Consider the following 23,701-nt stretch of genomic DNA (forward strand, 5'->3'; position numbering starts at 1 on the left):
CGAGGTCGAGCCGGCCGCGCAGCGCGGCTTCGAAGGGGCGCGCCGGACCCACGCCACGCGGCTGCTGCGCGGTGAGGTCGAGCTGCACGGCTGGGCCGGCGGTGAGGCGCGCCTCGGCCCTGAGCGCCTCGCCCTGCAAGCGGGCCGTGGCGGTGAGCTGGCCGGGCGGGAGTTGCGGCGCCTGGGGCGCGCGCAGCGCCTCGGCCCGCAGCGTGGCCTCAACCTGGGGCGCGGCGAGGCTGCCCGACGCTGTGGCCTGGGCGCTGGCCGTGCCGGTTACGGCGCCTTCGCTGTAGGCGGCAAGCGGCAGCGCGGACATCTCCGCCCGTCCCTGGATCTGCCCCCCCTGGAGCCCCCCCTGCAGGCTGAGCGCGCCGCCGCGCCGGCTCGCGAGCCGCGCGCTTTCGAGCGCCACATCGCCCGCCCGGGTGATGGTCAGGCGCGTGGGCGCGGCCAGCGTCAGCGCATCCTGGCCCGTGCGCGCCTCCAGCCGGTTCAGGGCGATCCGCGCCGTCTCGCCCGCCAGCGCCATTTCGCCCGCCAGGTTCAGCCCGCCTTGCGGCGCCGTGACGCCCAGGCGGAAGCCCAGCGCATCGAGGCTGCCATCGGCCTCCGCCTGGAGATCGGCGCGGAAGGCGGGCGTGCCGAGGCCCGTGCCCTCCAGACGCAGCCGGATGCCCTGTGCGGCCCATCCGCCCGCATCGGGCTGCGCGGTGGCGCTGAGTTCGGCGTCCAGGCGGCCCACGAGGCCCAATCCCCACTGGGCGAGATCGGGCGCGCCGAGCCGGATGTCGCCGCTGAAGGGGCCGGCAGGGAGGTTGCCCTGGGCGCGGCCCGTGAGGGTGGCATCGGCGAAGCGCGCCTCCAGCCGTTCCAGGCGCAGCGCATCGCCATCGCGACGGGCTTCGAGGTCGAGGCTCAGCGGGCGGTCCTGGAACCGGCCCTCCGCCGTCACGCGCGCCGCGGTGAGCGAGGCCTCCAGCGCGAGGCGGACCGCCTCCAGCGCCTGGCCCTCGGCCTCCAGCCGGTCGGCGGCAAGCTGCGCCTGGATCCGCGGCGCCTCGGGCGTTCCGGTGATGCGCCCCTGGGCGGCGATGGCACCGCCCAGGCCCGGCGGATCCTGCGCGGTGAGGCTGAAGCTGACGTCGAGCGGTGCCTGGATCGGGCCGGCGACGCGGGCGGTGAGGCGCTCGCCGGTGAGCTGCGCGTCCAGGCGCGCCGGGGTGATGGCGGCCTGGAGGTGGAGGGTTTCGCCCAGCCAGGCATCGGCCTGGCCGAGCCCGGCGGGGCCTTCCATGTGCAGCGTCATATCCAGGGCGGGCGCGGCGAGCGTGCCCGTGACGCGGCCCTCGGCGCCGAGCGCGCGCCAGCCCAGGCCGTCCGGCAGCCAGGTGGCGAAGGTGGTGGGCGGCGCGATGGTCAGCCGGAAGCTGGCCGCGAGGCGTTCATCGGCGCCGAGCCGGCCCTCGGCCTGGACCTCGCCCGCGGGCGCCGCGAGGGCCAGGCGCGGCAGGGCCAGCGCCCCATCGGCCGCGCGCGTGAGCGCCCCATCCAGCCGGAGGGTGGCGGCGAGCGGCGCGAATTCGGCGGGGAGCAACCCGGCCGGGCTGGCGGTGCCGGCCAGGGTCAGCGCGATCTCGCCCGCGGGCGTGAGGCTGGCCTCACCGCTGAAGCGCGCTCCGGCCTCGCCGAGGGTGGCATCGAGGCTCCAGGCCGCGCCGGCGGCCGGGCCATCCAGCGTCAGGTCAAGCCGGAAGGGGGCGCCGGGCAGGCCGGCCAGGGTGGCGACGAGGCCGCCCGGCGGCTCGCTGGCCGCGATGCGGGCGCTGAGCTGCCGGCCATCCAGCCCCAGGGCCACCGTCGCGCGGCCGGGTGCATCCAGCCGCTCCAGCGCGAGAGCCGCCGTGAGGCGCGCGGCCTCCAGCGCCAGATCGCCGCGCAGCGAGAGCGCGGCTTCCTGGCCCAGCAAGGGCTCGCCCAGTTCCAGCCGCGTGAGGTCCAGCCGCTCGATGCGGATGGGCAGCGGCAGATGCGGCAGTTGCGGCACGGCAAGCGGTGCCGGTTCGGACGGCGCGGCGGGCGGCAGGCGGTGGAGCGCGATGCGTTGCGCCGTCACCGCCTCCAGGCGCAGCCTCCAGGAGAGAAGCTCGCGCCAGGCGAGGCGCAGTTCGGCGCCCTCCACCTCCAGCCATGCGCCCTGTTCGTCGCTCAGGCTCAGGCGTTCGACGGCGAGGCGCGCGGGGAGCCGCCCGGCGATGCCCTCGACGCGCAGCCCCGGTACGAAGCCGGCCGCGACGCCGAGCCCCCATGAGGTGCCCCAGGGCGTCAGCAGCGTGCCCACCGCCAGCACCGGCAGCAGGAGCAGCACGAGGAGAAGGCGGAGCAAGCGGCGCATCAGAAGGCCTGCCCGATGCCGACATAGAAGCCGAAGGAGCCGCTGCCCTGCTGCTGGATCAGCGGGATGGCGAGGTCGGCACGGATCGGCCCGATGCCGGTGTAGTAGCGAAAGCCAAGCCCCACGCCGACGCGGATCTCATCCATCGAGGCGAAGGATTGCGTGCCGACGGAGCCGACATCCACGAAGGCGACGGCGCCATAGCTCTCGCCGAAGCGCTGCCGCCATTCGATCGAGCCCTCGACGAGGCTGGAGCCGCCGGCGGGCTTGCCCTGCGGTGTGCGGGGGCCGATGGACTGGTAGTCATAGCCGCGCACCGAGCCGCCGCCGCCCGCATAGAAGCGCTGGCTGGGGGGCACGTTGGGCGCGGTGGTGTTCACCAGGCTCCCAACCACGCCGCGCAGGGCCAGGATGCTGCGCCCATCGCCCGTGATGTCGAAATAGGTGGAGCCCTGCAGGCGCAGCGGCAGATAGGCCGTGCTGTCCTGGAAGGCGTAGGAGGGGATGAGGCTGGCCTGGGCCCGGAGGCCGGAGCGCGGGTCGAGCAGGCTGTCCGCGCTGTCGAAGCGCGCCTGGAAGGCCCAGCCGGCGAGCTGGTAGGGCGTGAGCGGATTGCCCGGCGCGGCGCTTTCGCCGATTTCGGCGATGGGGCCGGTGGTCAGCGTCCAGCGGTCGCCCAGGCGGCGCTCATAGCCCAGGTTGAAGACGAAGGCGTTGCGGTCGTAGCTGTCGAGACGGTCCCGCACGAGCGATGGCCCGCCCACCAGCGTGCCGTCCCAGCCGAAGGGCAAGGGCTGGCGCCAAGTGAGCGCTGCGCGGGCGTTCAGCAGGCTGGGGTCGGTGCCGATGCGGCTGGCTTCCAGGTCGAGGCGCAGATTCTCGGCGTTGCCCAGCAGGTTGCGATGCTGCCAGGAGAAGCGGACCGAGGCGCCGTAATTGGTCTCATAGGCGGCATTGGCGCTGATGACGCGGAAGGGCCGTTCGCGCACCGTCACCGTCACCGGCAGGCGGCCCTGAGCGTCGAGCGCCGTTCCCGTGTCGATCCTCACCGAGGCGAAGGGGCCGAGTGCGGCGACATCGGCCCGGGCGCGGGCGATGCGTTCGGGGCTGTAGCTGCGCTCGGCGAGGCGCAAGGCCGCCACGCGGCGCACCACCTCGGGGTTCACGCGCTCGGTGCCGGTCACCACGGGCTCGGCGAAATCGGCGCGCGGGCCGGGCTGCACCTGGAAGGCGAGGTCCATGGCCTGGGCCGGGTGGTCCACCGTGGCCTGGCGTTCGATGCGGGCCAGCGGGTGGCCCTCGCGGCGCAGGCGGGCCAGCAGCGCGGCCTCGGCCGCCAGCACATCCTCGGCGCGGGCGGGCTGGCCGGCGGCAAGGTCGGGCGCGGGCTCGCCCTCCACGGTGATGTGGCGCAGCGTATAGAGCGGGCCCGGGGTGACGCGGATCTCCACCTGCTCGCCCTGCTGCGTGATCGCGAAGCGGGCAGCCCAATAGCCCTCGGAATCCGTCACCGGGCGCAGGCGCTCGGGCTCGGCGGCGATGCGCGCGGCCAGGCCCTCGGCATCGGTGGGGGCCACTTCCTGCAGGGCGATCAGGTTGGAGGTGGCGCGCAGCAGCCCATCCAGCGCGTCATCGCCGGTGGGGATCAGGCGCGCGCGATAGGGCGTGCTGGGCGGCTCCTCCGTCGCGGCTTCGGCCGGGCCCGTCGCGGCCGCTTGCGGGAGGGGTTGCGGCCGGGAGGGCGGCGCCAGGCACAGGGCCAGGGCGAGGATGCCGCCGATCTGCCAGTGAAGTCCCCCGCGCAAGAGCTGTTTCCGTCAGTGCCGGGCCGGGCTGGCCCGCCCCACTATGCGCATGGACCGGCGGCTTTGTCTCGCGGCAGCGGTTACAGCGCCTCGCCCGCGCCGGTGCCGGTGTGGGGGGTGGGGATGCACCATTCCGTGCCGCGCTCGGTGGTGACGTATTCCGGCCAGCGGAGGTCCACCGGCGGGTCGAAATCCGCCGGCAGCAGGGGCGGCACCCAGGCGGGCGTGCCGATGCCGCTGCGCTCGCGGAATTCCGCTTGTGCGGCGGCGAGCGTGGCGGGTTCGGTCGCGAGGTCGACATAGGTGAGCGCCATGGTGCGCGCGGCGACGAACATCCCCGGATCCACCGCCTCGGGCAGGCCGCCCAGCGCCAGATAGGCCCAGTTGGGGTAGTTGAAGCCGGGCGAGGGCGGGCGCAGGCGCGGGCGGGCGGCGAGCAGGCGCACGGTGGGCGCATGCCAGCAGAATTCGACATAGTCGTCGGCGCTGAGATGCTTCTGCCAGGAGGGCAGGCCGGCGCGCAGCCGGGCCTCGTTCTCCTCGGGCGGCGTGAGCCGGCTGACGCTCGGGATGAAGGGGTCCTCCATCGGCGTGAGGCCCATTTCGCGCTGGATGGCCCGGCCGAATTCCAGCGCGGCCTCGGAATAGACCGGCGCGCCCACGGCCTGGAGGTTCTTCCAGGTCAGGTCCGTCATCACCTGGTTGGGCAGGCCGACGCGCGTCTTCGTCACCCAGCGGACGAAGGCGCGGCAGCCGGTGCTGGCCGCCGCGTGGCGGGCATTGTTCGCCAGCACGCGCCAGATCTGCTCCTGGATGCCGAGGTTCGAGGCGCGCCAGGAATACTGGATCTGCGAAAAGCGCGGCGCGAGATTGTCGGAGGTGGCACCCCCATCGCCCAGGACGAATTCGTTCAGCGTCCAGGAGCCGGCATGGGGGAACATCGCCTCCTTGGTGTATTTCGTCGTCGTGTACATCAGGCAGAGCGCATCCAGCGCGCCGGGGCAGCGGGCGTTGGCGTGCGCGCCCTCGATGGGCACGAGCGTCGGGTCGATCCAGTTCTCCGGATCGGCGGCCTCGAAGGTGATGACGCAGGACCAATAGGCGCCGAATTGCGTGTCCGAGGTGACGGTGTTGGACGGCCAGGGGTGCCAGACCACGGCGGCGTCGAGGTCGTTGTAGTAGCCCTTGGCCGCATGCACGGGCTTGGAGCCGCAGACCTTCTCCGCCGGTTCGCCGAAGAGCTTCAGCGTGCCGGGTATGCCGTGCTTCTCCATGGCCGCGCGGGCAGCGAGCATCGCGACGAGGGATGCGGTGCCGAGCACCGAATGCGGGTCGGTATGGCCGGCGGCATAGGGGTGCACGCCCTCGCGCGGGGCCTCGCGGGGGACGACCTGCTGCGAATTGCCGGGCACGGCGTCGTATTCGGAGAAGCCGGCCAGCACCGGCTTGCCGCTGCCCCAGGATGCCACGAAGGCCGTGGGCATGCCGCCGGAGCCGGCCTCGACCGTGAAGCCCTCGGCGCGGAGGAGTTCCACGTAGTCGCGCGCGGATTTGTATTCGCGCCAGGCGGGCTCGGCATGGGCCCAGATGCGCTGGCAGAATTCGGAGAAGCGGGTCTCGTTCGCGCGGATGTAGTCGAGCGCGGTGTCGCGGGGGCTGCTCATGTGCGGCGGACATTCCAGAAGGTGGAGAAGCCTTCCAGCACGCCCGTGAGGTTCGAGCGGAAGACGGTGGGCTGCATCACCTGGCCAAGCGGGTAGTAGGGCACCTCGCGCATCGCCGCGAGCTGGATGTCACGGCAGATGGCCTGTTGCGCGGCCTCATCCGGCGCGGCGAACCAGGCGTCACGCAGCGCCTCGATGCGCGGCATGTTCGCCCAGCCGGCATAGCCCTGCTCGCCATTGCCGCGCAGCGCGATATGGCCCGCGGGGCTGAGCCAGTCGGAGCCCGACCAGTTGGTGACGAAGGCGCTCCAGCCGCCCTCGCTCACCGGGCCGCGGCGGTTGCGGCGCTGGAGCATGGCGTTGAACTCGACGGCATAGACCTCGACATTCATCCCCGCCCGCTTGAGCGTATCCGCCATCACCTCGCCCTGGAGGGAGAGCGAGGAGGAGTTGGTCGGAATCATCAGCAGCACCGTCTCGCCATTGTAGCCGGCGGCGCGCAGGGCGCGCTGGACGGCGGCCATGTCGCGCGGCCCGCGCAGCGGCTCGAGCCCGGCCTCAGAGGCCATGGGTGTGTTGGGGCAGAAGAAGCCGAGCGGCACATGGTAGAGGCTGGTCTCGGAGGGGCCGACCAGCGCATGCATGCAGGCCGTCTGGTCGATGGCGCCCCAGAGCGCGCGGCGGATGGCCGGGTTGTTGAAGGGCGGCTGCAGATGGTTGACCCGCAGCATGGAGACATAGCCCGTCGGGTCCAGCGTCTGCATGCGCAGGTTGCGGGCGCGGCGCAGCAGCGGCAGGTGGTTGAGCGAGGCGTATTCCTGCCAGTCCTGCTCATTGTTCAGCATGGCGGAATTGGCGGTGGAGGCATCGGGCATCGAGTTCCACTCGACGCGGTCGAAATGCACGACCTTCGGCCCGGCGGTCCAGCTCGGCGTGCCGCCGCTGCGCGGCACATAGCGCTCGAACTTGGTGTAGACGATCTTCGCCCCCGCCACGCGCTCATCCGCCTTGAAGCGGAAGGGGCCGCTGCCGACCATCTCCGGCACCTGCTGGAAGGGGTCGGTATTGGCGAGCCGCTCGGGCATCATCGCGCAGACGGGCACCGAGGCCTTGCCGAGGGCGACGGGCAGCAGCGGGAAGGGGCGTTTCAGGCGGAAGCGGATGGTGCGGTCATCGGGGGCGGAGAGTTCGTCCGTCACCTCCATCAGCGTCGCGCCGAAAGGGTCGCGCCGAGCCCAGCGGCGGATGCTGGCGACGCAATCCTTGGCCAGCACCGGCGTGCCGTCATGGAACCAGAGATTCTCGCGCAGGCGCAGGTTCCAGAGCCGGCCGTCATTCTCGATGGTATGGCCTTCCACCATCTGCGGCGTCGCCTGGAAGCGATTGTCCATGCCGTAGAGCGTGTCGAAGACCATGTAGCCGTGGTTGCGCGTGATATAGGCCGTGGTCGTCACCGGATCGAGGACGATGAGGTCCTGCTGCGGGATGAAGCGCAGCGTGGTGGCCGATTGCGCGCGGGTGGCGGCCGGGGCGGCGAGGGATGCGGCGAGAGACGCCTGCATCAGCGAACGACGTTGCATCATGGGCCGGGCCCTCCTTGCGCGTGCGTGCAGCGCAGCATGGGCGCCCGCGCACGGCCTTGTCGAGTCTCAGGCCGGCTTGCGCATCAGCACGATGCCGACGACGAGCGCCGGCAGGCCGCAGACGGCAAAGCCCAGGCCATGGCTGCCGGTGAGCCAGAGCAGCGCGGCATAGATCAGCGGCAGCAAGAGCCCGCCCATCTGTCCGAAGGAGAGCACGCCGCCCGTGGCCCCGCCGCGCATGCCAGGGGGTGCGAGGCGCGCGGCCTCGGCCAGCAGCACGCCATGCCAGGACATGGCGGTGGCGCTGAGCACGCAGGCGACGAGGCCGATGAGGAAGAGCGGCCAGCCAGGGCCGTAGAAGCCCATCACCAGCGTGCTCGCCGCCATGCCGAGAGCGAGGCCGCCCATCATCGCGCGCGGTGTCACCACCGTGCTGCCCATCCAGCCCCAGAAGATGCGGCAGGGAACGGCCACGAACATGGCCACCGCGAAAATGAAGCCCGCCCCGCTCAGGCTGAGGCCGAGGTCCACGAGGTAGATGATGAAATAGGAGGTGAAGACCGTCTGCAGCCCGTTGAAGGCGAAGCAGGCGAAGGAGAGGTTGCGCAGCTCGCTCGTCGCCAGGACGGCGGTGATGGTCGTCTTGAAGTCGGAGAGATGGAATTGCCGGCTGGGCACGCGGTCGGCGTCGAATTCGCGGCGCGTCGGTTGCAGCATCAGGGCGAAGATCAGGCAGGCGAAGGCCGCGACATCGAGCGCCAATCGCCATCCGCCCCAATGGGTGATGGCGGGGCCGAGCAGCCCGGCCAGCAGCAGCCCCGCCGGCACCGCCGTCTGCTTCACGGAAAACACCAGCGGCGCGTATTTCGGCGGCGAATAGCGCCCCAGCAGATGCGAGCTGGCCGGCGTGGAGATGGCCGAGCCGCCGCCGCCGATGATGGCGGAGAGCGCCAGCAGCACGATCCAGCCGGAGGAAGCGGCGAAGAGGCCGAGTGCGAGCAGCACCAGCGCCACCTGGCTCATGCGCAGCGCGCCATGCCGGATGATGAAGCTGCCGCAGCCAAGCTGGAAGGCCAGCGCCGAGATCGCGATCAGGCTGACATAGACGCCGACCCAGGCCGGATCGATGCCGAGATCGGTGATGATGGCCGGCGCGATGACGCTGGGCAGGCTGCGGCCGAGCGAGGCGAAGCTCTGCTGCACGAACATGGCGCCCAGCGCCAGCAGCAGAAGATTGGTCTCGCGCCCCCAGCGCATCCGCCTCGTCCTGTGATCCGGGGCGGCCAGCATGGGCCTGTCGTGCCTGCGCCGGAAGAGGGTGCGGCGTGATTGACAGCGGGGGGCTTTGCTCTTGAAGTCCCCGACGGACCGGCCGCCAAGCGCCGGCGAGGAAGCAGCATGGCCGAGAGCCCCATCACCATCCGCGCCGAGATCGGCGCCTCCGTCTGGAAGATCTTGGCGACACCTGGCGCCGCGGTCGGCGAGGAGGAGCCCATCCTCATCCTGGAATCCATGAAGATGGAGATCCCGGTGGTGGCGCCGCATGACGGCGTGGTGGTGGAGATCCTGGTGGCGGAAGGGCAGCAGGTGGAGGAAGGCCAGGCCGTCGCCACCTTTCGGCGTTGAGCGGGCCGGTCCTCATCGCCAATCGCGGCGAGATCGCCGCCCGCATCGCGCGCAGCTGCCGGCGGATGGGCTGGCCCAGCATCGCCGTCTTTTCCGATGCGGATGCGACCGCGCTGCATGTCGGAGCGGCGGATCGCGCCGAGCCTGTCGGCGCCGCCCCTCCGCGCGAGAGTTATCTCAGCATCCCGGCGCTGATCGCGGCGGCCGAGCGCAGTGGCGCGCGCTACGTCCATCCGGGCTATGGCTTCCTCTCGGAGAATGCGGAGTTCGCCGAGGCCTGCGCGCGGGCCGGCCTGATCTTCGTCGGTCCTCCGCCCTCGGCCATCCGCGCCATGGGCGGCAAGGCCGAGGCGCGGCGGATCGCGGAGGCGGCGGGGCTGCCTTGCCTGCCTGGGGCGGATGACGCGCTGGAGGAGGCGGCCGCGCGCATCGGCTTCCCGGTGATGGTGAAGGCGGTGGGCGGCGGCGGCGGGCGCGGCATGCGGCGCGTGGGGCGCGCGGAGGATCTGCAGGGCGCGCTCGATGCTGCGCGGCGCGAAGCGGCGATCTTCGGAGATGACCGGCTGATGCTGGAAAAGCTGGTCGAGAAGGCGCGGCATATCGAGGTGCAGATCCTCGCCGATGCGCACGGAAATGTGCTGTACCTGCATGAGCGCGACTGCACGCTGCAACGCCGGCATCAGAAGTTGATCGAGGAATGCCCCGCGCCGGGCATGGATGCGGCGCTGCGTGCCGAACTGGGCCGCCGCGCCTGCGACCTCGCGCGCGCCGTCGGCTATGTCGGCGCGGGCACGGTGGAGTTCATCGCCGAGGCGCCGCTCCAGGCCGATCGCATCTGGTTCATGGAGATGAACACGCGGCTGCAGGTGGAGCATCCGGTGACGGAAATGGTCACGGGGCTGGACCTCGTCGAATGGCAGCTCCGTATCGCGGCGGGCGAGGCGCTGCCCTTCGCGCAGGCCGACATCACGCTCGATGGCCATGCGGTGGAAGCGCGGATCTGCGCCGAGGATCCGGCGCGGCAGTTCCTGCCTTCGCCCGGGCGGATCACGGCACTGCGCTGGCCCGAGGCGGGGCCGGATCTGCGGGTGGATGCGGGCTTTGGCACGGGCGATCTGCTGACGCCGCATTACGACTCGCTGCTCGGCAAGATCATCGCCCATGGCGCGACGCGCGAGGTGGCGCTGGGGCGGCTAGCCCTGGCGCTGGACCAATGCGCGGCCGAGGGGGTGCGGATCAATGCGGCCTTCCTCGCCGCGGCGCTCCGCTCGCCCGAGATGCGCGCGGCCGAGATCAACACCGGCTTCCTCGAGGCGGCGCGCAAGCGCCTGGTCGAGGCGAGCATGAAGGAACAAGCGGCATGACCTGGCAACCCGAACTGGACGAGCTGCGCGCGCGCGAGGCGGAAGCGCGCAAGCTGGGCGGCGCCGACAAGATCGCGCGGCAGCATGCGGGCGGGCGGCTCACCGTGCGCGAGCGCATCGAAGGCGTGGTGGACCCGGGCAGCTTCCATGAGGTGGGCGCCATCGCGGGCCAGGCGGAATACGCGCCGGATGGCACCCTCAAGCGCCTGACGCCGTCGAATTGCGTCATGGGCCGCGCCCAGGTGGATGGCCGCCCGGTGGTGGTGGTGGGCGACGACTTCACCGTGCGCGGCGGCTCGGCGGACGCGACCATCCGCGAGAAGCCGATCATGGCGGAGCGCATGGCGCATGATCTGCGGCTACCGATCATCCGCATCATCGAGGGTTCGGGCGGCGGCGGTTCGGTGAAGACGATCGAGACCACGGGACGCGCCAACCTGCCGGGCGGCGTGGGTGGCACGCAGCTCTATCACTACACCGGCGCCAATCTCAGCGTGGTGCCGGTGGTGGGCTTGGGCCTCGGTTCCGTCGCGGGGCTCGGCGCCGCGCGGCTTGCGGCCAGCCACTATTCGGTGATGACCAAGGAGACCTCGGCCATGTTCGTGGCCGGGCCGCCGGTGGTGAAGCGCCTGGGCGAGGATCTGACCAAGCAGGAGCTGGGCGGTTGGGAGATCCAGACCAAGGCGGGCGCCGTGGACCATGCGGTGGAGAGCGAGGCTGAGGCCTTCGACTGCGCGCGGCGCTTCCTCTCCTACCTGCCGGCCTCCGTGCATGCGCTGCCGCCCGTCACCACGCCCACGGATGACCCGGCGCGGCGCGAGGAGAAGCTCTTCACCCATATCCCGCGCGACCGGCGGCGGGTCTATCAGATGCGGCCCATCATCAACGCGGTGGTGGACCAGGGCAGCTTCTTCGAGATGGGCCGGATGTTCGGCCGCAGCATCATCACCGGCCTCGCGCGTCTCAACGGCAAACCGGTGGCGCTGATGGCGAGCGATCCCTTCTTCTATGGCGGTTCCTGGACGGCCGATGCCTGCGCCAAGATCATCCGCTTCGTGGACCTGGCGGAGACCTTCCACCTGCCGGTCGTGTATCTGCAGGACTGCCCGGGCTTCATGGTGGGCCTCGCCGCCGAGAAGGCCGCCACCATCCGCCTCGGCGTGCGGGCCATGGCGGCGGTGAACCAGACGACGGTCCCCTGGTGCACCATGATCATCCGCAATGCCTTCGGCGTCGCGGGCGTCGTGCATCAGCCGGCCAACCGCTATTCGCCGCGCTATGCCTGGCTTTCCGCGCGCTGGGGCTCGCTGCCACTGGAGGGCGGGATCGAGGCCGCCTATGCCGCCGACATGGCGGAGGCCGAAGACCCGGCGGCGAAGCTCGCCGAGATCGAGGAGCGCCTGAACCGGCTGCGCAGCCCCTTCCGCACGGCCGAGGCCTTCTGGGTGGAAGAGATCATCGACCCACGCGACACGAGGAGGTTGCTATGCGAATTCGCCGACCTGGCCTGGCCGCTGCTTACCCCCGCCCCGAGTGGATTGCGCATGCGGCCATGAGGCGCCTTCTCCTGCTGGCCGCGCTGCTGCTGGCGCCGGGCCTCGCCTTCGCGCAGCCGCGCATCCTGGTGGGCTTCGCGCCCGGCGGCACGGGCGATCTCGTCGCGCGGCTGATCGCCGAGGGCCTCAGCCAATCCGGCGGCGCGCGCGTGGTGGTGGAGAACCGCACGGGGGCGAATGGCATGATCGCGGCCGAAGCGGTGGCGCGGGGTGCGGCGGATGGCAACACGCTGCTGCTCTGCCCCATGGGCACGATGACCATCGGGCCGGAGATGCCGGGTGCCAACCTCGCCATTGATCCCCGCACGGAATTGGTGCCGGTCGCGAATGTCGCGCTCTCCAGCTACGGCGCGGTGACCGGCGCGCGCGGCCCCTATCAGAGCATGGGCGACCTCATCGCGGCTGCCCGCGCGCGACCGGGCAGCGTCACCTATGCGAGTGCCGGCGTGGGGTCGGCGCAGCATCTGACCGGCGCGCGGCTTGCGGCCATGGCGGGGCTCGATCTTGTGCATGTGCCCTATCGCGGGGCGGCGCCGGCGGCTCTCGATGTGATCGCGGGGCGGACGGATCTCCTCATCACCAATCTTGGCGACGTCATGCGGCAGATCCAGGGTGGCGAGCTGCGTTTGCTGGCGCTGGCCGATGCCGAGGGCGTGCCGGAATTCGCCAGCGCGCCGCGTCTGTCGCAAAGCGTGCCAGGGCTGGAGGTGGCGGGCTGGTTCGGCCTGTGCGGTCCGCGCGGGATGCCCGAGGCCGTGACGCGGCGCTGGGCGGAGGCGGTGGCGACCGCGTTGCGCGACCCCATGCTGCGGCAGCGCCTGCTGGAGAACGGGCTGACGCCGATCGTGGAGGGGCCGGAGGGTTTCGCCGCGCGCATGCAGCGCGACCGCGCGGGCTGGGCCGAGGCGATCCGCCGCGCCAATATTCGCGCGGATTGACCCGCCCGCCCGGCGTGGCAAAGCTTCGGCCCCCAGCCGGAGCGACCCATGCCTGACGCCAACCCCCGTATCCCCTTCCAGATGGAGAGCGACCAGCATCCGCTGCCGCCCTACAAGGGCAAGCGGGTCATCGTGAACGTCGCGGTCAATGTCGAGCATTGGCCCTTCGACCAGCCCATGCCGCGTGCCATCCTGCCGCCGCCGCACGGCATCCGTGCCGTGCCGGACGTTCCCAACTTCACCTGGGTGGAATACGGGCTGCGCGTCGGCATGCCGCGCCTGCTTGATTTGTGCGCAGGGCTCGGCATCCGAGCCTCCAACCTTTCCAACGCGCAGATCTGCACGCATTACCCGCGCCTCGCGGAGGCGATGCTGAAGGCCGATTGGGAATTCGTGGGCCACGGCCTCTACCAGAAGGCGCTGGCCACCATCGAGAACGACGCGGAGGTCGTGGCAGAGTCGCTTGGCATCATGCGCCGCTTCTCCGGGCAGAAGGTGCGCGCCTGGCTGGGGGCGGGGCTGAGCGAGAAGGCCGATACGCCCGAGGTGCTGCGGCGGAACGGCGTCGAATTCCTGCATGACTGGCTGGTGGATGACGTGCCGGCGTGGATGACCACCGAGGCCGGCCCCATGCTCTCCCTGCCTTACACGGTCGAGCTGAACGACGTGCCGATCTATGTGGTGGGGCAGCACGCCTCGGCCGCGCTGGCCAATCGCATCCGCGACAGCCTGGCCTATTTCGCGCGCGATGGATTTTCCCGCACGCGGGTGATGACGGTGGCGCTGCACCCGCATGTGATCGGCGTGCCGCACCGGATGGAGAGCTTCACCGCGGTGATGCAGGAGTTGGCGGCGCACCCGGAGGTGGCCTTCGCCACCTCCTCCGAGATCGGCGACTGGTATGCGGGGCTGGTGCCCGCGCCGGGCTAACGACCCTCGGCCAAAGCCGCGAGTTGCTCAGCCACGTGGGTCCAGCCCCTGTGGAAGCCCATGGCCTCATGCTGGGCCTGGGTCTCGGCATCCCAGAGGCGGGCGGCGGCGCGGTAGCGCGTGCCCACGCCCTCGGGCGCGAAGCTGAAGAGGCCCACCATGAAGGGCTTCTGCGGCACCCATCCCGCGGTGAAGGCGTTGGTGAAGACGATGCTGCGGTTCGGGATGAACTCCAGCACCACGCCCTCCATCTCCGAGACTGCGCCCTCTGGCCCCGTCATGCGCAGGGCGCTGCGGCCGCCGGGGCGCCACTCCTGTTCGATGATCTTCGTCCGCCAGGGCCTGGGCGCCCACCATTCGGCGAGGCGGGCCGTCCAGACCTGAAAGACGCGCTCCGGCGGGGCGGCAATGTGGCGCTCGATCGCGAGTTCGAAGCCGGTGGTCATGCCGATCCCGCGTTGATGGCCGAGGTTAGTCCAGCGTGACATTCGCCTCGCGCGTCAGGCGGCCCACCAGCTCCTGCTGCTCGCGCACATAGGTGGCGAAGGCCGCACGGGGCGAGGCGACCGGCAGCATGCCGATGGCGCCGAGGCGTTCGCGCACGGCGGGCTGGGCCAGGGCCTCGCGAATCACGGTGTTGAGGCGGTCCAGGATCGCATCGGGCGTGCCGGCGGGGGCGAAGACGCCGCCCCATTCGGTCCATTCATAGCCGGGCATGCCGCTTTCGTTCAGCGTCGGCGTGTCCGGCAATTGCGGGATGCGCTCGCGCATGGTCACCGCATAGCCCTTGAGCTGACCGTTCTGGACGAGCGCGGTGGAGGAGGCGGCGGTGCCCATGTGGAACTGCACCGTGCCCGACAGCAGCGCCTGCACGGCGGGCCCGCCGCCGCGGAAGGGCACATGCGTGGCTTCCCAGCCCGCGCGCTGGAGAAACAGCACGGCCGCATAATGCGCGGCCGAGCCATTGCCGGAGGAGGCATAGGTCAGCGGCTGCCCCGCCGCCGCCCGCGCCCTGCCGAGGGCCAGGAACTCCGCGATGGTGTTGGCCGGCACGGAAGGATGCGCCACCAGGATGAGCGGCACGGAGGTGAGCTGCGTCACCGGCGCGAAGCCGGTCGCGTAGGAGAAGTTCAGGTTGCGCACGAGATGCGGCGCGGAGGCATGCGTCGAGGCATCGAAGAGCAGCGTGTAGCCATCGGGCGCGGCGCTCGCCACCGCCGCGCCGGCGATGGTGCCGGTGGCGCCGGTGCGGTTCTCGGTGACGATGGGCTGGCCCAGGCTCTCGGAGAGGAAGGGGGCGATGAGTCGCGTCGTGGTGTCGATCGCGCCGCCGGGCGGGAAGGAGACGATGGCGCGGATCGGCCGGTTGGGCCAGGCGGGCTGGGCAAGGGCGGGCAGCGGCAGGGCGGCAGCCCCGGCCAGGAGCGTGCGTCGGGCAAGCGGCATGAGACGTCCTCTTCTCGATTGCGGGCATGATGCGGCCCGCGCCGCGCGGGGCCAAATGAAATCGCGCGCTGCGCTTGTGCGCCGCCGCGTCCGGCGGAAGGATGCGCGGCCTGGAGGAGTGCCGAATGCCGAGGATCGTCACCCGCAACCTTGGTGCGCCGCAGGGCGGCTATGATCCTGCGCGGCGCCCGGCGGATTTCGAGGGTGCGCGTGCCGCTTTCGTCGCGGGCACGGATACGCCCCGCGCCCTGCTGGAGCGCGGGCTGGAGGTGATCGCCCTGCGCGAGGCGGAGCTGCGGGCCTTCGCGCATCTCGACATCGCGGGCGCGCGAGCGGCGGCGGACGCTTCGGCGGCGCGGTATCGCGCGGGGCGGCCGCTCTCGGCGCTGGATGGCTGCCCGCTCGGCATCAAGGACACGCTCGCGGTGCGCGGCATGCCGGGCGAGATGAACAGCACTGTCTTCCGTGGGCATGTGGACACGCTGGACGCCGCCTGCGTCATGGCGCTGCGGGCTGCGGGCGGCGTGATCCTGGGCAAGACGCAGGTGCCGGAGCTGACCATCGGCCGCGCGCCGCCCACGCGGAACCCGTTTGACGCGACGCGCACGGCGGGCGCCTCCTCCAGCGGCAGCGGCGCTTCGGTGGGGGCGGGGATGGTGCCGGTGGCCATTGGCAACCAGACGGGTGGCTCGCTGATCCGGCCCTCCTCGTTCAATGGGATCTACGGCTTCAAGCCGAGCTGGGGGGCGCTGAACGTCGCGGGGATGCACGCCATCGCGCCGAGCCAGGACCATATCGGCCCGATGGCGGCCTCGCTGGCCGATGCCTGGCGCACGGCCTGGGAGATTTCGGCGCGGGCTGGCGGGCACAATGGCCATCCAGGGCTGACCGGCACGCCCGAGCCGCCGCGCGCGGTCCGGCCGCGCCGCCTCGCCTGGCTGCGCACGCAGGGTTGGGCGGAGCTGGATGCCGCCACGCGGGAGGGCTTCACGCGCGCGCTGGCGGCGATGGAGCAGGCGGGTGTCGGCATCATCGAGGCCGGCAGCGATGGCGCGATGGCGGAAGTCGAGCGCCTTCTGCTCGCGGCCGACCGCATTTCCAACGACATCATCACGTATGAGGCGCGCTGGCCCTATGCCGCCTGGATGGCGGCGCATGGCGAGGGTGCCCTGGGCGAGGCGGTGCGCGCGCGCATCGCCCATGGCCTCGCGATGACGCCGGCCGATTACCGCCGCGCGCTGGCCGAGCGCGATGCGATCCGTGCCGCCATCGCCGCGATCGGCGCTGGTGTGGATGGCTTCATCACGCTCGCGTCCTCAGGCCCGGCGCCGGTGGATGGCGCGGCGGGCGATCAGGCCGGCGCGCATATGAAGACGGGCAGCCGCAGCTTCCTCTCGCCCTGGTCCATGGTGGGCGGGCCCTCGCTCAGCCTGCCCATCCTGGTGGTGGATGGCATGCCGGTGGGCGTGCAGCTCATGGGCCTGCCGGATCGCGACGCGGCGCTCTGCGCCACGGCGGCCTGGATCGACGGGCTGTTCAGCGGGTGAAGTAAGGCGCCAGGTTCGCGCGTACGCGATCGAGCACGCGGCCCTCGCCCTCAGGCAGGGTGAAGCGCTGGCCGGTGATGGTCTCATAGGCCTCGATATAAACGGCCGCCGTGCCGAGGATGAGGTCCTGCGGGATTTCGGGGATCTCGTCGTGGTACGGGTCGCAGCGGGCGGCGACCCAGCTGCGGACGAAGTCCTTGTCGAAGCTCTCGGGCTTCTCGCCCGCCTCGAAGCGGGACTGGAAGCTGGCCGCGCGCCAGTAGCGGCTGCTGTCGGGCGTATGGACCTCATCGGCCAGGATGATGCGGCCCTCGGCATCGGTGCCGAATTCATACTTGGTGTCGGCCAGGATCAGCCCGCGCTCGGCCGCCATCTTCTGGCCGCGTGCGAAGAGCGCCAGCGCATAGGCGGAGAGCTGCTCCCATTGCGCGGGCGTCAGGAGCTTGCGCTCCAGGATCTCGGCGGGTGTGAGCGGCGCGTCATGCCCGCCGTCGAACTCCTTGCTGGTGGGCGTGATGATGGGGTGTGGCAGGCGCTGGTTGTCGCGCATGCCGTCGGGCAGCGTCACGCCATACATCTCGCGCTGACCGGCCTTGTAGAGCGTCAGGATGGAGGTGCCGGTGGTGCCGGCCAGGTAGTCGCGCACCACGATTTCGACCGGCAGGATGTCGAGCCGCTTGCCAATGACGACATTGGGGTCCGGATAGGCGATCACGTGGTTGGGGCAGATGTCGGCCGTCTGCTCGAACCAGAAGCGCGCCGTCTGAGTCAGCACCTGGCCCTTGAAGGGGATGGCGCAGAGGATGCGGTCGAAGGCGCTCAGCCGGTCGGTCGAGATCAGGATGCGGCTGCCATCGGGCAGGTCGTAATTCTCGCGCACCTTGCCGCGGTAGTGGTTCGGCAATTCCGGGATGGCGGCGTCGGTCAGGACGCGGTGGGCGTGGGGGCGGAGGGCTTCGAGATCCATAGCCCCCCTTAGCCCATCCGCCTCAGGCTGTCAGCGTGAAGCCCTCATAGCCCTTGGCTGCCACCTCGGCGCAGATCTTCGCGTAATGCGCCATGCCGCCCGCATAGGGCATGAAGACGCGCGGCTTGCCGGGCACATTGGCGCCCAGATACCAGGAGCTGGAGGCCTGGGGCAGCAGCGTGGCATCGGCGGCGCGGTTCACTTCCGCCACCCAGGCATCCGCCGCCGCCTCGCTCGCTTCCATGCGGGCGATGCCATGGGCGCGCAGATGCGCGATGCAGTCCATGATCCATTCGGCGTGCTGCTCGATGGCGACCGGCATGTTGCACAGCACCGAGGGGCTGCCCGGGCCGGTGATGGTGAACATGTTGGGGAAGCCCGGGACCTGCAGGCCCAGATGGCTGCGCGGCCCGGCGGCCCAGGCCTCGCGCAGCGGCAGGCCGTCGCGGCCCTCGATGTTGAGGCGCAGCAGCGGGCCGGTCATCGCATCGAAGCCGGTGGCGAAGACGATGATGTCCACCTCGTATTCGCGCCCGCCGGTGACGATGCCGCGCGGCGTGATGCGCTCGATGGGGGCGTTGCGGACATCCACCAGCGTCACATTGTCGCGGTTGAAGGCCTCGAAATAATGGCTGTCGATGGGCGGGCGCTTCGCGGCGTAGGGGTGGTCGATATCGGCGAGCAGCTCCGCCGTCGCGGGGTCCTTCACGATGCCGCGGATCTTGCGCTTGATGAACTCGGCCGCTGTCGCATTGGCTTCCAGGCTGGTGAGGATGTCGCCGAAGGTGGCGCGGAACTGCAGGCCGCCCTTCTCCCAGGCCTTCTCGAACAGAGCCTCGCGCTCGGCCTCGCTGACGGAGAGCGCCGAGCGGTCGGCGATGGTGAAGGGATGGCCGTTGGTGTTGCTGGTCATCACCTGGCGGAGATATTCGTAGTTGTCTCGCACCCATTGGCGGAATTCGGGCGTCAGCGGCGCATTGTGGGCGGGCACGCTGTAATTGGCGGTGCGCTGGAAGACGGTGAGGTGCTTCGCCTGCGCTGCGATGACCGGCACGGCCTGGATGCCGGTGGAGCCGGTGCCGATCTGGCCCACGCGCTTGCCCGTGAAGTCCACGCCCTCATGCGGCCACTCGCCGGTGTGGTACCAGTCGCCCTCGAAGGATTCGAGCCCGGGGATCTTCGGCACATTGGCGGTGGAGAGGCAGCCGACCGCGGTGATGAGCCAGGTGGCGGTGAAGCTCTCGCCGGCCGCCGTGCTCACGCGCCAGAGATTGGCCGCCTCATCGTAGCGCGCACCCGTGACCTTGGTGCCGAAGCGGATGCTGCGCTTGAGATCGAGCTTGTCGGCCACCCAGTTCATGTAGCGGATGATTTCGGGCTGCTGCGGATAGCGCTCGGACCATTCCCATTCCTGCTGGAGTTCCTTCGAGAACATGTAGCAGTAGGAATGGCTCTCGCTGTCGCAGCGGGCGCCGGGATAGCGGTTCCAGTACCAGGTGCCGCCCACGCCATCGCCCATTTCCAGCACGCGGACATTGAGGCCGAGTTTGTCGCGCAGCAGATGCAGCTGATACATGCCGGAGAAGCCCGCGCCGATGATGATGGCGTCCAGAGTCTCGGCGGGCATCATGGTGTCGGGCATGGTTGCGTGTCTCCTCTGGCCGCATGGTTTTGCTCATGCGGCTTGGCGTCAAGTGCGTGCAACGCAGGTCAGACCTGGAGGTAGCGCGCCTGCACCTCAGGGTCTGCGCGGAACTGTTCCACGCTGCCGCGCCAGACGATGCTGCCCTTGTCGATGACGGCGACGCGGGTGGCGACGGCCAGGCAAAAGCGGCTGTTCTGCTCCGCCAGGATGATGGTGGTACCGAGTGCACGCAGGCGGCGGATCAGCGCGCCGATCTCCTGCACGATCAGCGGCGCAAGCCCTTCCGAGGGCTCGTCCAGCAGCAGCACGGCGGGGTTGCCCATCAGGCTGCGGGCGATGGTGAGCATCTGCTGCTCGCCGCCCGAAAGCCGGCCCGCCATGCGGCGCCAGAGCGGCTGCAGGAGCGGGAACATCTCGAAGGCGCGTGCACGGTTCCATTCGCTGCCGCCGACACCGGCGCGCTCGGCGATCTCCAGGTTCTCCTCCACCGTATGCTCGGGAAAGACCTGCCGGTCCTCGGGCACATAGGCGATGCCGGCGCGGGCGATGCGATAGGGCTTCTGCCCCGCCACATCCTGCCCGCGGATGACAACGCGCCCGGCCTTGGGCGGCAACAGGCCGGCGATGGCCTTGAAGGTCGTGCTCTTGCCGGCGCCGTTGCGGCCCATGAGCGCCAGCGTCTCGCCGCGCTCCACCTCCAGCTTCACGCCGAACAGCACCTGGCTCGCGCCATAGGCGGCGTCCAGGCCGTCCACCACCAGTTCGGTCGGCCCGTTGCTGTTCATAGGGCGTGCTCCGCGCCGAGATAGGCCTCGACCACGGCGGGGTTGCGGCGCACCTCCTCGGGCGTGCCTTCCGCCAGCACGGCGCCATAGCGCAGCACGCGCACGTTCTGCGCGATCTTGAAGACGATATCCATGTCGTGCTCGATGAAGATGAGCGTGAGGCCACGCGCGGCCCAGAGGCGCTGCACGCGCTCGATCATCCGCCAGCGCTCTTCCGGCCCCATGCCGGCGGTGGGCTCATCCAGCAGCAGGACGCGCGGCTCCAACGCCAAGGCCAGCGCGATGTCGAGCAGCTTCTGGTCGCCATGGCTGAGATGTCGCGCTTCGGTGCGGGCGAGGTGGGTGAGGCCGCATAATTCCATCACCTCCTCCGCCTGGCGCTTCACGTCGGGCGGCGGGAAGCTCTGCAACAGGCTGGCCGTGCGCCCGGCATGGGCCATGAGGCCGGCGGCCAGGCTGTCCTCCACGGTGAAGGTCGGAAACAGGTTCGCGACCTGGAAGGCGCGGCCTATGCCGCGGCGCACGATCTCCCGCCGGTCGAGCCCGGTGATCGAGACGCCGTCCAGCAGCACTTGGCCCGCGGTCACGGGCAGCTTGCCGGTGATGAGGTGGAACAGCGTGGTCTTGCCCGCGCCATTGGGGCCGATGATGGCCGAAAGCGTGCCGGGCTCGAAGATCAGGCTCACATCATCGGTCGCGACCACGCCGCCGAAGGCCTTGCGCAATCCGCGCAGCTCGAGATGGCCGGTCATGGCAGGTTCCCCCGCGCGGGCGGCAGGCCGCCATAGGTGGCCCAGGAGCCGGCAACCAGCCAGCCCGCATCCACCGGCAGGTTGATGCCGGTGATGCTGCGCGCGGCGTCGGAGGCCAGGAACAGCACGGCCTCCGCGATGTCCTCCGGCGTGACCATGCGCCCCTGGGCGGCGGCGCCTTCCAGCAGGCTCGGATCGCGCTCACCCGCGGCGATGGCGTGGGCGAGCGCGGGTGTGAGCGTGAAGCCGGGCGAGACGGCGTTCACCCGCACGCCGGAGCGGCCCCATTCGGCGGCGAGGCAGCGTGTCATCTCGATCACCGCGGCCTTGGCGGGCGAATAGGCGTGCAACGGCATGGAGCGCATGCCGGCGATGGAGGCGATGGTCACGATGCTGCCCTGGCCGCGCCTTGCCATGCGCGCGCCGAAGGCGACGGCGGAGTTCCAGGTGCCGATCTGGTCGATGCGGACCACCTCCTCGACATCGGCTTCGCTCAGTTGCTCGGCGCGCAGCGGGCGTTGCAGCACGCCGGCGGAGGTGACGAGGATGTCGACCGGGCCATGCCGCGCTTCGATCTCGGCGGCAGCTTCATCATTGGCGGCGCGGCTTCCCACATCCAGCGCCATGGCCGTGCCGCCCATCTCGGCCGCGAGCGCTTCGGCGCGGGCGAGATCGCGGTCGGTGACGACGACCTTGGCGCCGCGCTCGGCCAGCATGCGCGAACAGGCCGCGCCGATGCCGCTGGCGCCGCCGGTGACGACGGCGATGCGTCCCGCGAAGTTCATGGCTGCTTCTCCTTGCGGGCGCGCCAGTGCTCGACGATCACGTCGAGCAGCCCCTTGCGCAGCCCGAGCACGATGACGAGCAGGATGGCGCCCAGGAAGAGGCCGTGATGCTCGGTCAGCGCCGTGATCCAGTCGTTCAGCATGAGGAAGATGGCGGTGCCGACGAGCGGGCCCAGGAAGACCGAGACGCCGCCCAGCATGATCATGAAGATCGCCTCGCCCGAGGTGGTCCAGAAGGCGAAGGTGGGGAAGGCGCCGGAGACGTAGAGGCTCATCAGCACGCCGGCGAGGCCCGCGAAGGTGCCTGCGATGACAAAGGCGGCGAGGCGATAGCGGAACACCGAGAGGCCGACAAAGGCCGCGCGGTCGGGATTGTCGCGCAGCATGCGGAGCGCGGCGCCGAAGGGCGAGCGCAGCACCTGCCGCAGGATGACGGCGGAGACGAGCAGGCAGAAGATGCCGAAGGCGGCCAGGTGCTCCTGCCTCGCAAGGTCGATGCCGAGGAACACGGGCTTGGGGATGCCACCCATCAGCCCCTGGTCGCCACCGGTCAGGCTGATCCAGGAGAGGATCACCGAATAGAGCAGCATCTGGAAGGCAAGCGTCAGGAAGGCGAAGTAGATTTCCGAGAGGCGCACGCAGAGCGCGCCGACCACCAGGGCCAGCAGCGCGGTGGCGGCGAGGGCGGCCAGGATCGCGGCCGGGATGGACCATTGCCCGGTCTGCATCAGCAGGCCGAAGGCATAGGCGCCCATGCCGAAATAGGCGGCATGCCCGAAGGAGACGAGGCCTGCCGTGCCGATCAGCAGGTTCAGCGAAAGCGCCAATAGGCCGAAGGTGGCGAAGCGGATCACGAAATCCACGAAGCCGGCCGAGCGAAGGCCGATGAATTCAAGCCCGATGAACACCGCCAATGCGGCCAGCGCCCATCCGGCATCACGCGCAAAGCCCATCAGCCGCGCCTCCCGCCCAGGCCGCTGGGCCGCAGGATCAGCACGAGGGCCATGATCACGAACATCGCGCCCTCGACGAAGAGCGGGAAGCCGATCGAGCCGAAGGAGCGTGTGAGACCGAGGATGATCGAGGCGGCGAGCGCACCGCCGATGGAGCCCATGCCGCCGATGACGGTGACGATGAAGCTCTCGATCAGGATGGAGACGCCGGCGCCGGCCACCACCGAGCGAATGGGGGCGGAGAGGGCACCCGCCGCGCCCGCGAGCCCCGCACCGATGGCAAAGACCGCCGCATAGATGATGGTGGTGTTGATGCCGAGCGCGCCCACCATGCCAGGATTGATCGCCGCCGCGCGGACGGTGCGGCCGAAGCGCGTGCGGCCCATGCCGTAGGCGAGGCCCGCGGCGATCAGCGCGGTGATGCCGAAGAGGATGGCGTAGAAATAGGGGATGATGCCGCCGCCGATGAGGAAAGGCGGCTGGCGAAAGGCGTCGGGCACGCCCATGCTCCGGAAGTCCGCCCCCCAGACGATCTTCACCACGTCATCCAGGATGAGGATGATGCCGTAGCAGACGAGCAGCTGCATCAGCACGTCCTGCCCGTAGATGCGGCTCAGCAGGAAGCGCTCGAACAACAGGCCGAGCAGGGCGGCGCCCAGCGTTCCGGCGAGTACCGCCATGGCGAAGCTGTTGGTCACGCCATAGGCGGCGAGCGCGAAATAGGCGCCCATCATGTAGAACGAGCCATGCGCGAAATTCACCAGGCCCAGCACGCCGAAGATGAGCGTGAGCCCGGAGGCGACGAGAAACAGCAGCATGCCGATGGTCAGCCCCGCCGCCACCTGCGTGACGACGCAGGAGAGGGAGGTGACGCATTCGGTCAGTTCGGTGAGTTCCATCAGCGGCTTCCGCGCGGAGAGAGGGGGCAGGGCGGCCGCGCGGCCGCCCCCGGTTCAGGCC

The 23,701-nt window shown here is 70.7% G+C and carries 20 protein-coding genes; 6 read left to right on the top strand and 14 right to left on the bottom strand.

The genetic code is table 11. The annotated features are described in order from the left end of the window. The 5 genes from KTR66_RS22105 to KTR66_RS22125 all read right to left on the bottom strand — a co-directional run. Positions 1 to 2,386 (bottom strand): hypothetical protein (locus KTR66_RS22105; protein ID WP_213616547.1); only part of this gene is annotated, 2,386 nt, incomplete at its 3' end. Between the two features lie 8 nt (positions 2,387 to 2,394). Beyond that, positions 2,395 to 4,200: an autotransporter assembly complex family protein gene (locus tag KTR66_RS22110; RefSeq protein ID WP_213616549.1), complete on the bottom strand. Its 1,806-nt coding sequence runs from the start codon at positions 4,198 to 4,200 to the stop codon at positions 2,395 to 2,397. Positions 4,201 to 4,280: 80 nt separating this feature from the next. Continuing rightward, positions 4,281 to 5,864: an amidohydrolase gene (locus tag KTR66_RS22115; protein ID WP_213616551.1), complete on the bottom strand. Its 1,584-nt coding sequence runs from the start codon at positions 5,862 to 5,864 to the stop codon at positions 4,281 to 4,283. After that, positions 5,861 to 7,444 (bottom strand): ABC transporter substrate-binding protein, encoded by a 1,584-nt coding sequence (locus KTR66_RS22120; protein WP_213616627.1) that lies wholly within the window; start codon positions 7,442 to 7,444, stop codon positions 5,861 to 5,863. Before KTR66_RS22120 ends, KTR66_RS22115 begins: the two co-directional genes overlap by 4 nt. A 69-nt stretch (positions 7,445 to 7,513) precedes the next feature. Continuing rightward, entirely contained in the window at positions 7,514 to 8,704 is a 1,191-nt protein-coding gene (locus KTR66_RS22125; protein WP_213616553.1) for an MFS transporter, read from the bottom strand. A 141-nt stretch (positions 8,705 to 8,845) separates the two neighbouring features. Here KTR66_RS22125 and KTR66_RS22130 point away from each other — a divergent pair, with 141 nt between their 5' ends. The 5 genes from KTR66_RS22130 to KTR66_RS22150 are packed head-to-tail and all read left to right on the top strand — an operon-like array spanning position 8,846 to position 13,861. Further along, positions 8,846 to 9,073 carry a biotin/lipoyl-binding carrier protein gene (locus tag KTR66_RS22130; protein ID WP_213616555.1) on the top strand — a complete coding sequence of 76 codons (228 nt, stop codon included), beginning with the start codon at positions 8,846 to 8,848 and terminating at the stop codon, positions 9,071 to 9,073. Beyond that, the gene (locus tag KTR66_RS22135) at positions 9,070 to 10,437 is read left to right on the top strand and encodes an acetyl/propionyl/methylcrotonyl-CoA carboxylase subunit alpha (RefSeq protein ID WP_249732355.1); all 1,368 of its coding nucleotides are present in this window, start codon (positions 9,070 to 9,072) and stop codon (positions 10,435 to 10,437) included. Before KTR66_RS22130 ends, KTR66_RS22135 begins: the two co-directional genes overlap by 4 nt. Then, entirely contained in the window at positions 10,434 to 11,993 is a 1,560-nt protein-coding gene (locus KTR66_RS22140) for an acyl-CoA carboxylase subunit beta (protein WP_213616557.1), read from the top strand. The genes KTR66_RS22135 and KTR66_RS22140 overlap by 4 nt, the downstream gene beginning before the upstream one ends. Beyond that, positions 11,990 to 12,931, top strand: coding sequence for a tripartite tricarboxylate transporter substrate binding protein (locus KTR66_RS22145; RefSeq protein ID WP_213616559.1), 942 nt, complete (start codon positions 11,990 to 11,992; stop codon positions 12,929 to 12,931). Before KTR66_RS22140 ends, KTR66_RS22145 begins: the two co-directional genes overlap by 4 nt. A gap of 48 nt (positions 12,932 to 12,979) precedes the next feature. After that, a complete protein-coding gene (locus KTR66_RS22150) occupies positions 12,980 to 13,861 on the top strand; it encodes a polysaccharide deacetylase family protein (RefSeq protein ID WP_213616561.1) in 882 nt (293 codons plus the stop codon). Here the strand turns inward: KTR66_RS22150 and KTR66_RS22155 are convergent. Together KTR66_RS22155 and KTR66_RS22160 are read right to left on the bottom strand one after the other, a co-directional pair. Next, positions 13,858 to 14,307 carry an SRPBCC domain-containing protein gene (locus tag KTR66_RS22155; RefSeq protein WP_213616563.1) on the bottom strand — a complete coding sequence of 150 codons (450 nt, stop codon included), beginning with the start codon at positions 14,305 to 14,307 and terminating at the stop codon, positions 13,858 to 13,860. The two genes, KTR66_RS22150 and KTR66_RS22155, sit on opposite strands and share 4 nt — an antisense overlap. Positions 14,308 to 14,332: 25 nt before the next feature. Further along, positions 14,333 to 15,307 (bottom strand): tripartite tricarboxylate transporter substrate binding protein, encoded by a 975-nt coding sequence (locus tag KTR66_RS22160; RefSeq protein ID WP_213616565.1) that lies wholly within the window; start codon positions 15,305 to 15,307, stop codon positions 14,333 to 14,335. Positions 15,308 to 15,432: 125 nt separating this feature from the next. Here KTR66_RS22160 and KTR66_RS22165 point away from each other — a divergent pair, with 125 nt between their 5' ends. Then, positions 15,433 to 16,854 (top strand): amidase, encoded by a 1,422-nt coding sequence (locus tag KTR66_RS22165; protein WP_213616567.1) that lies wholly within the window; start codon positions 15,433 to 15,435, stop codon positions 16,852 to 16,854. Here KTR66_RS22165 and KTR66_RS22170 read toward each other — a convergent pair. The 7 genes from KTR66_RS22170 to KTR66_RS22200 all read right to left on the bottom strand — a co-directional run bounded on the left by KTR66_RS22170 (position 16,844) and on the right by KTR66_RS22200 (position 23,640). Further along, positions 16,844 to 17,821, bottom strand: a complete 978-nt coding sequence (locus KTR66_RS22170) for a phosphoribosylaminoimidazolesuccinocarboxamide synthase (protein WP_213616569.1) — start codon at positions 17,819 to 17,821, stop codon at positions 16,844 to 16,846. The two genes, KTR66_RS22165 and KTR66_RS22170, sit on opposite strands and share 11 nt — an antisense overlap. A 22-nt stretch (positions 17,822 to 17,843) precedes the next feature. After that, positions 17,844 to 19,463 carry an NAD(P)/FAD-dependent oxidoreductase gene (locus KTR66_RS22175; protein WP_249732356.1) on the bottom strand — a complete coding sequence of 540 codons (1,620 nt, stop codon included), beginning with the start codon at positions 19,461 to 19,463 and terminating at the stop codon, positions 17,844 to 17,846. Between the two features lie 68 nt (positions 19,464 to 19,531). Further along, on the bottom strand, positions 19,532 to 20,251 hold the full coding sequence (locus tag KTR66_RS22180) for an ABC transporter ATP-binding protein (RefSeq protein WP_213616571.1): 720 nt from the start codon (positions 20,249 to 20,251) through the stop codon (positions 19,532 to 19,534). Further along, positions 20,248 to 21,003 (bottom strand): ABC transporter ATP-binding protein, encoded by a 756-nt coding sequence (locus KTR66_RS22185; RefSeq protein ID WP_213616573.1) that lies wholly within the window; start codon positions 21,001 to 21,003, stop codon positions 20,248 to 20,250. Before KTR66_RS22185 ends, KTR66_RS22180 begins: the two co-directional genes overlap by 4 nt. Continuing rightward, a complete protein-coding gene (locus KTR66_RS22190; RefSeq protein WP_213616575.1) occupies positions 21,000 to 21,788 on the bottom strand; it encodes an SDR family NAD(P)-dependent oxidoreductase in 789 nt (262 codons plus the stop codon). Before KTR66_RS22190 ends, KTR66_RS22185 begins: the two co-directional genes overlap by 4 nt. Then, complete coding sequence (locus KTR66_RS22195; RefSeq protein ID WP_213616577.1) at positions 21,785 to 22,741, bottom strand: branched-chain amino acid ABC transporter permease; 957 nt, start codon at positions 22,739 to 22,741, stop codon at positions 21,785 to 21,787. Before KTR66_RS22195 ends, KTR66_RS22190 begins: the two co-directional genes overlap by 4 nt. Further along, on the bottom strand, positions 22,741 to 23,640 hold the full coding sequence (locus KTR66_RS22200; protein ID WP_213616579.1) for a branched-chain amino acid ABC transporter permease: 900 nt from the start codon (positions 23,638 to 23,640) through the stop codon (positions 22,741 to 22,743). Before KTR66_RS22200 ends, KTR66_RS22195 begins: the two co-directional genes overlap by 1 nt. Between the last annotated feature and the right edge of the window lie 61 nt (positions 23,641 to 23,701).

The organism is Roseococcus sp. SDR (genome assembly GCF_019083995.1).
GTDB lineage: Bacteria > Pseudomonadota > Alphaproteobacteria > Acetobacterales > Acetobacteraceae > Roseococcus.

Excerpts from the sequence above, each read along its gene's own strand:
- KTR66_RS22140 (WP_213616557.1), top strand. The coding sequence starts at position 10,434 with ATGACCTGGCAACCCGAACTGGACGAGCTGCGCGCGCGCGAGGCGGAA.
- KTR66_RS22190 (WP_213616575.1), bottom strand. The coding sequence starts at position 21,788 with ATGAACTTCGCGGGACGCATCGCCGTCGTCACCGGCGGCGCCAGCGGC.
- KTR66_RS22185 (WP_213616573.1), bottom strand. The coding sequence starts at position 21,003 with ATGACCGGCCATCTCGAGCTGCGCGGATTGCGCAAGGCCTTCGGCGGC.
- KTR66_RS22195 (WP_213616577.1), bottom strand. The coding sequence starts at position 22,741 with ATGGGCTTTGCGCGTGATGCCGGATGGGCGCTGGCCGCATTGGCGGTG.
- KTR66_RS22160 (WP_213616565.1), bottom strand. The coding sequence starts at position 15,307 with ATGCCGCTTGCCCGACGCACGCTCCTGGCCGGGGCTGCCGCCCTGCCG.
- KTR66_RS22155 (WP_213616563.1), bottom strand. The coding sequence starts at position 14,307 with ATGACCACCGGCTTCGAACTCGCGATCGAGCGCCACATTGCCGCCCCG.
- KTR66_RS22115 (WP_213616551.1), bottom strand. The coding sequence starts at position 5,864 with ATGAGCAGCCCCCGCGACACCGCGCTCGACTACATCCGCGCGAACGAG.
- KTR66_RS22125 (WP_213616553.1), bottom strand. The coding sequence starts at position 8,704 with ATGCGCTGGGGGCGCGAGACCAATCTTCTGCTGCTGGCGCTGGGCGCC.
- KTR66_RS22200 (WP_213616579.1), bottom strand. The coding sequence starts at position 23,640 with ATGGAACTCACCGAACTGACCGAATGCGTCACCTCCCTCTCCTGCGTC.
- KTR66_RS22165 (WP_213616567.1), top strand. The coding sequence starts at position 15,433 with ATGCCGAGGATCGTCACCCGCAACCTTGGTGCGCCGCAGGGCGGCTAT.
- KTR66_RS22180 (WP_213616571.1), bottom strand. The coding sequence starts at position 20,251 with ATGAACAGCAACGGGCCGACCGAACTGGTGGTGGACGGCCTGGACGCC.
- KTR66_RS22130 (WP_213616555.1), top strand. The coding sequence starts at position 8,846 with ATGGCCGAGAGCCCCATCACCATCCGCGCCGAGATCGGCGCCTCCGTC.
- KTR66_RS22145 (WP_213616559.1), top strand. The coding sequence starts at position 11,990 with ATGAGGCGCCTTCTCCTGCTGGCCGCGCTGCTGCTGGCGCCGGGCCTC.
- KTR66_RS22150 (WP_213616561.1), top strand. The coding sequence starts at position 12,980 with ATGCCTGACGCCAACCCCCGTATCCCCTTCCAGATGGAGAGCGACCAG.
- KTR66_RS22120 (WP_213616627.1), bottom strand. The coding sequence starts at position 7,444 with ATGCAACGTCGTTCGCTGATGCAGGCGTCTCTCGCCGCATCCCTCGCC.
- KTR66_RS22175 (WP_249732356.1), bottom strand. The coding sequence starts at position 19,463 with ATGCCCGACACCATGATGCCCGCCGAGACTCTGGACGCCATCATCATC.
- KTR66_RS22170 (WP_213616569.1), bottom strand. The coding sequence starts at position 17,821 with ATGGATCTCGAAGCCCTCCGCCCCCACGCCCACCGCGTCCTGACCGAC.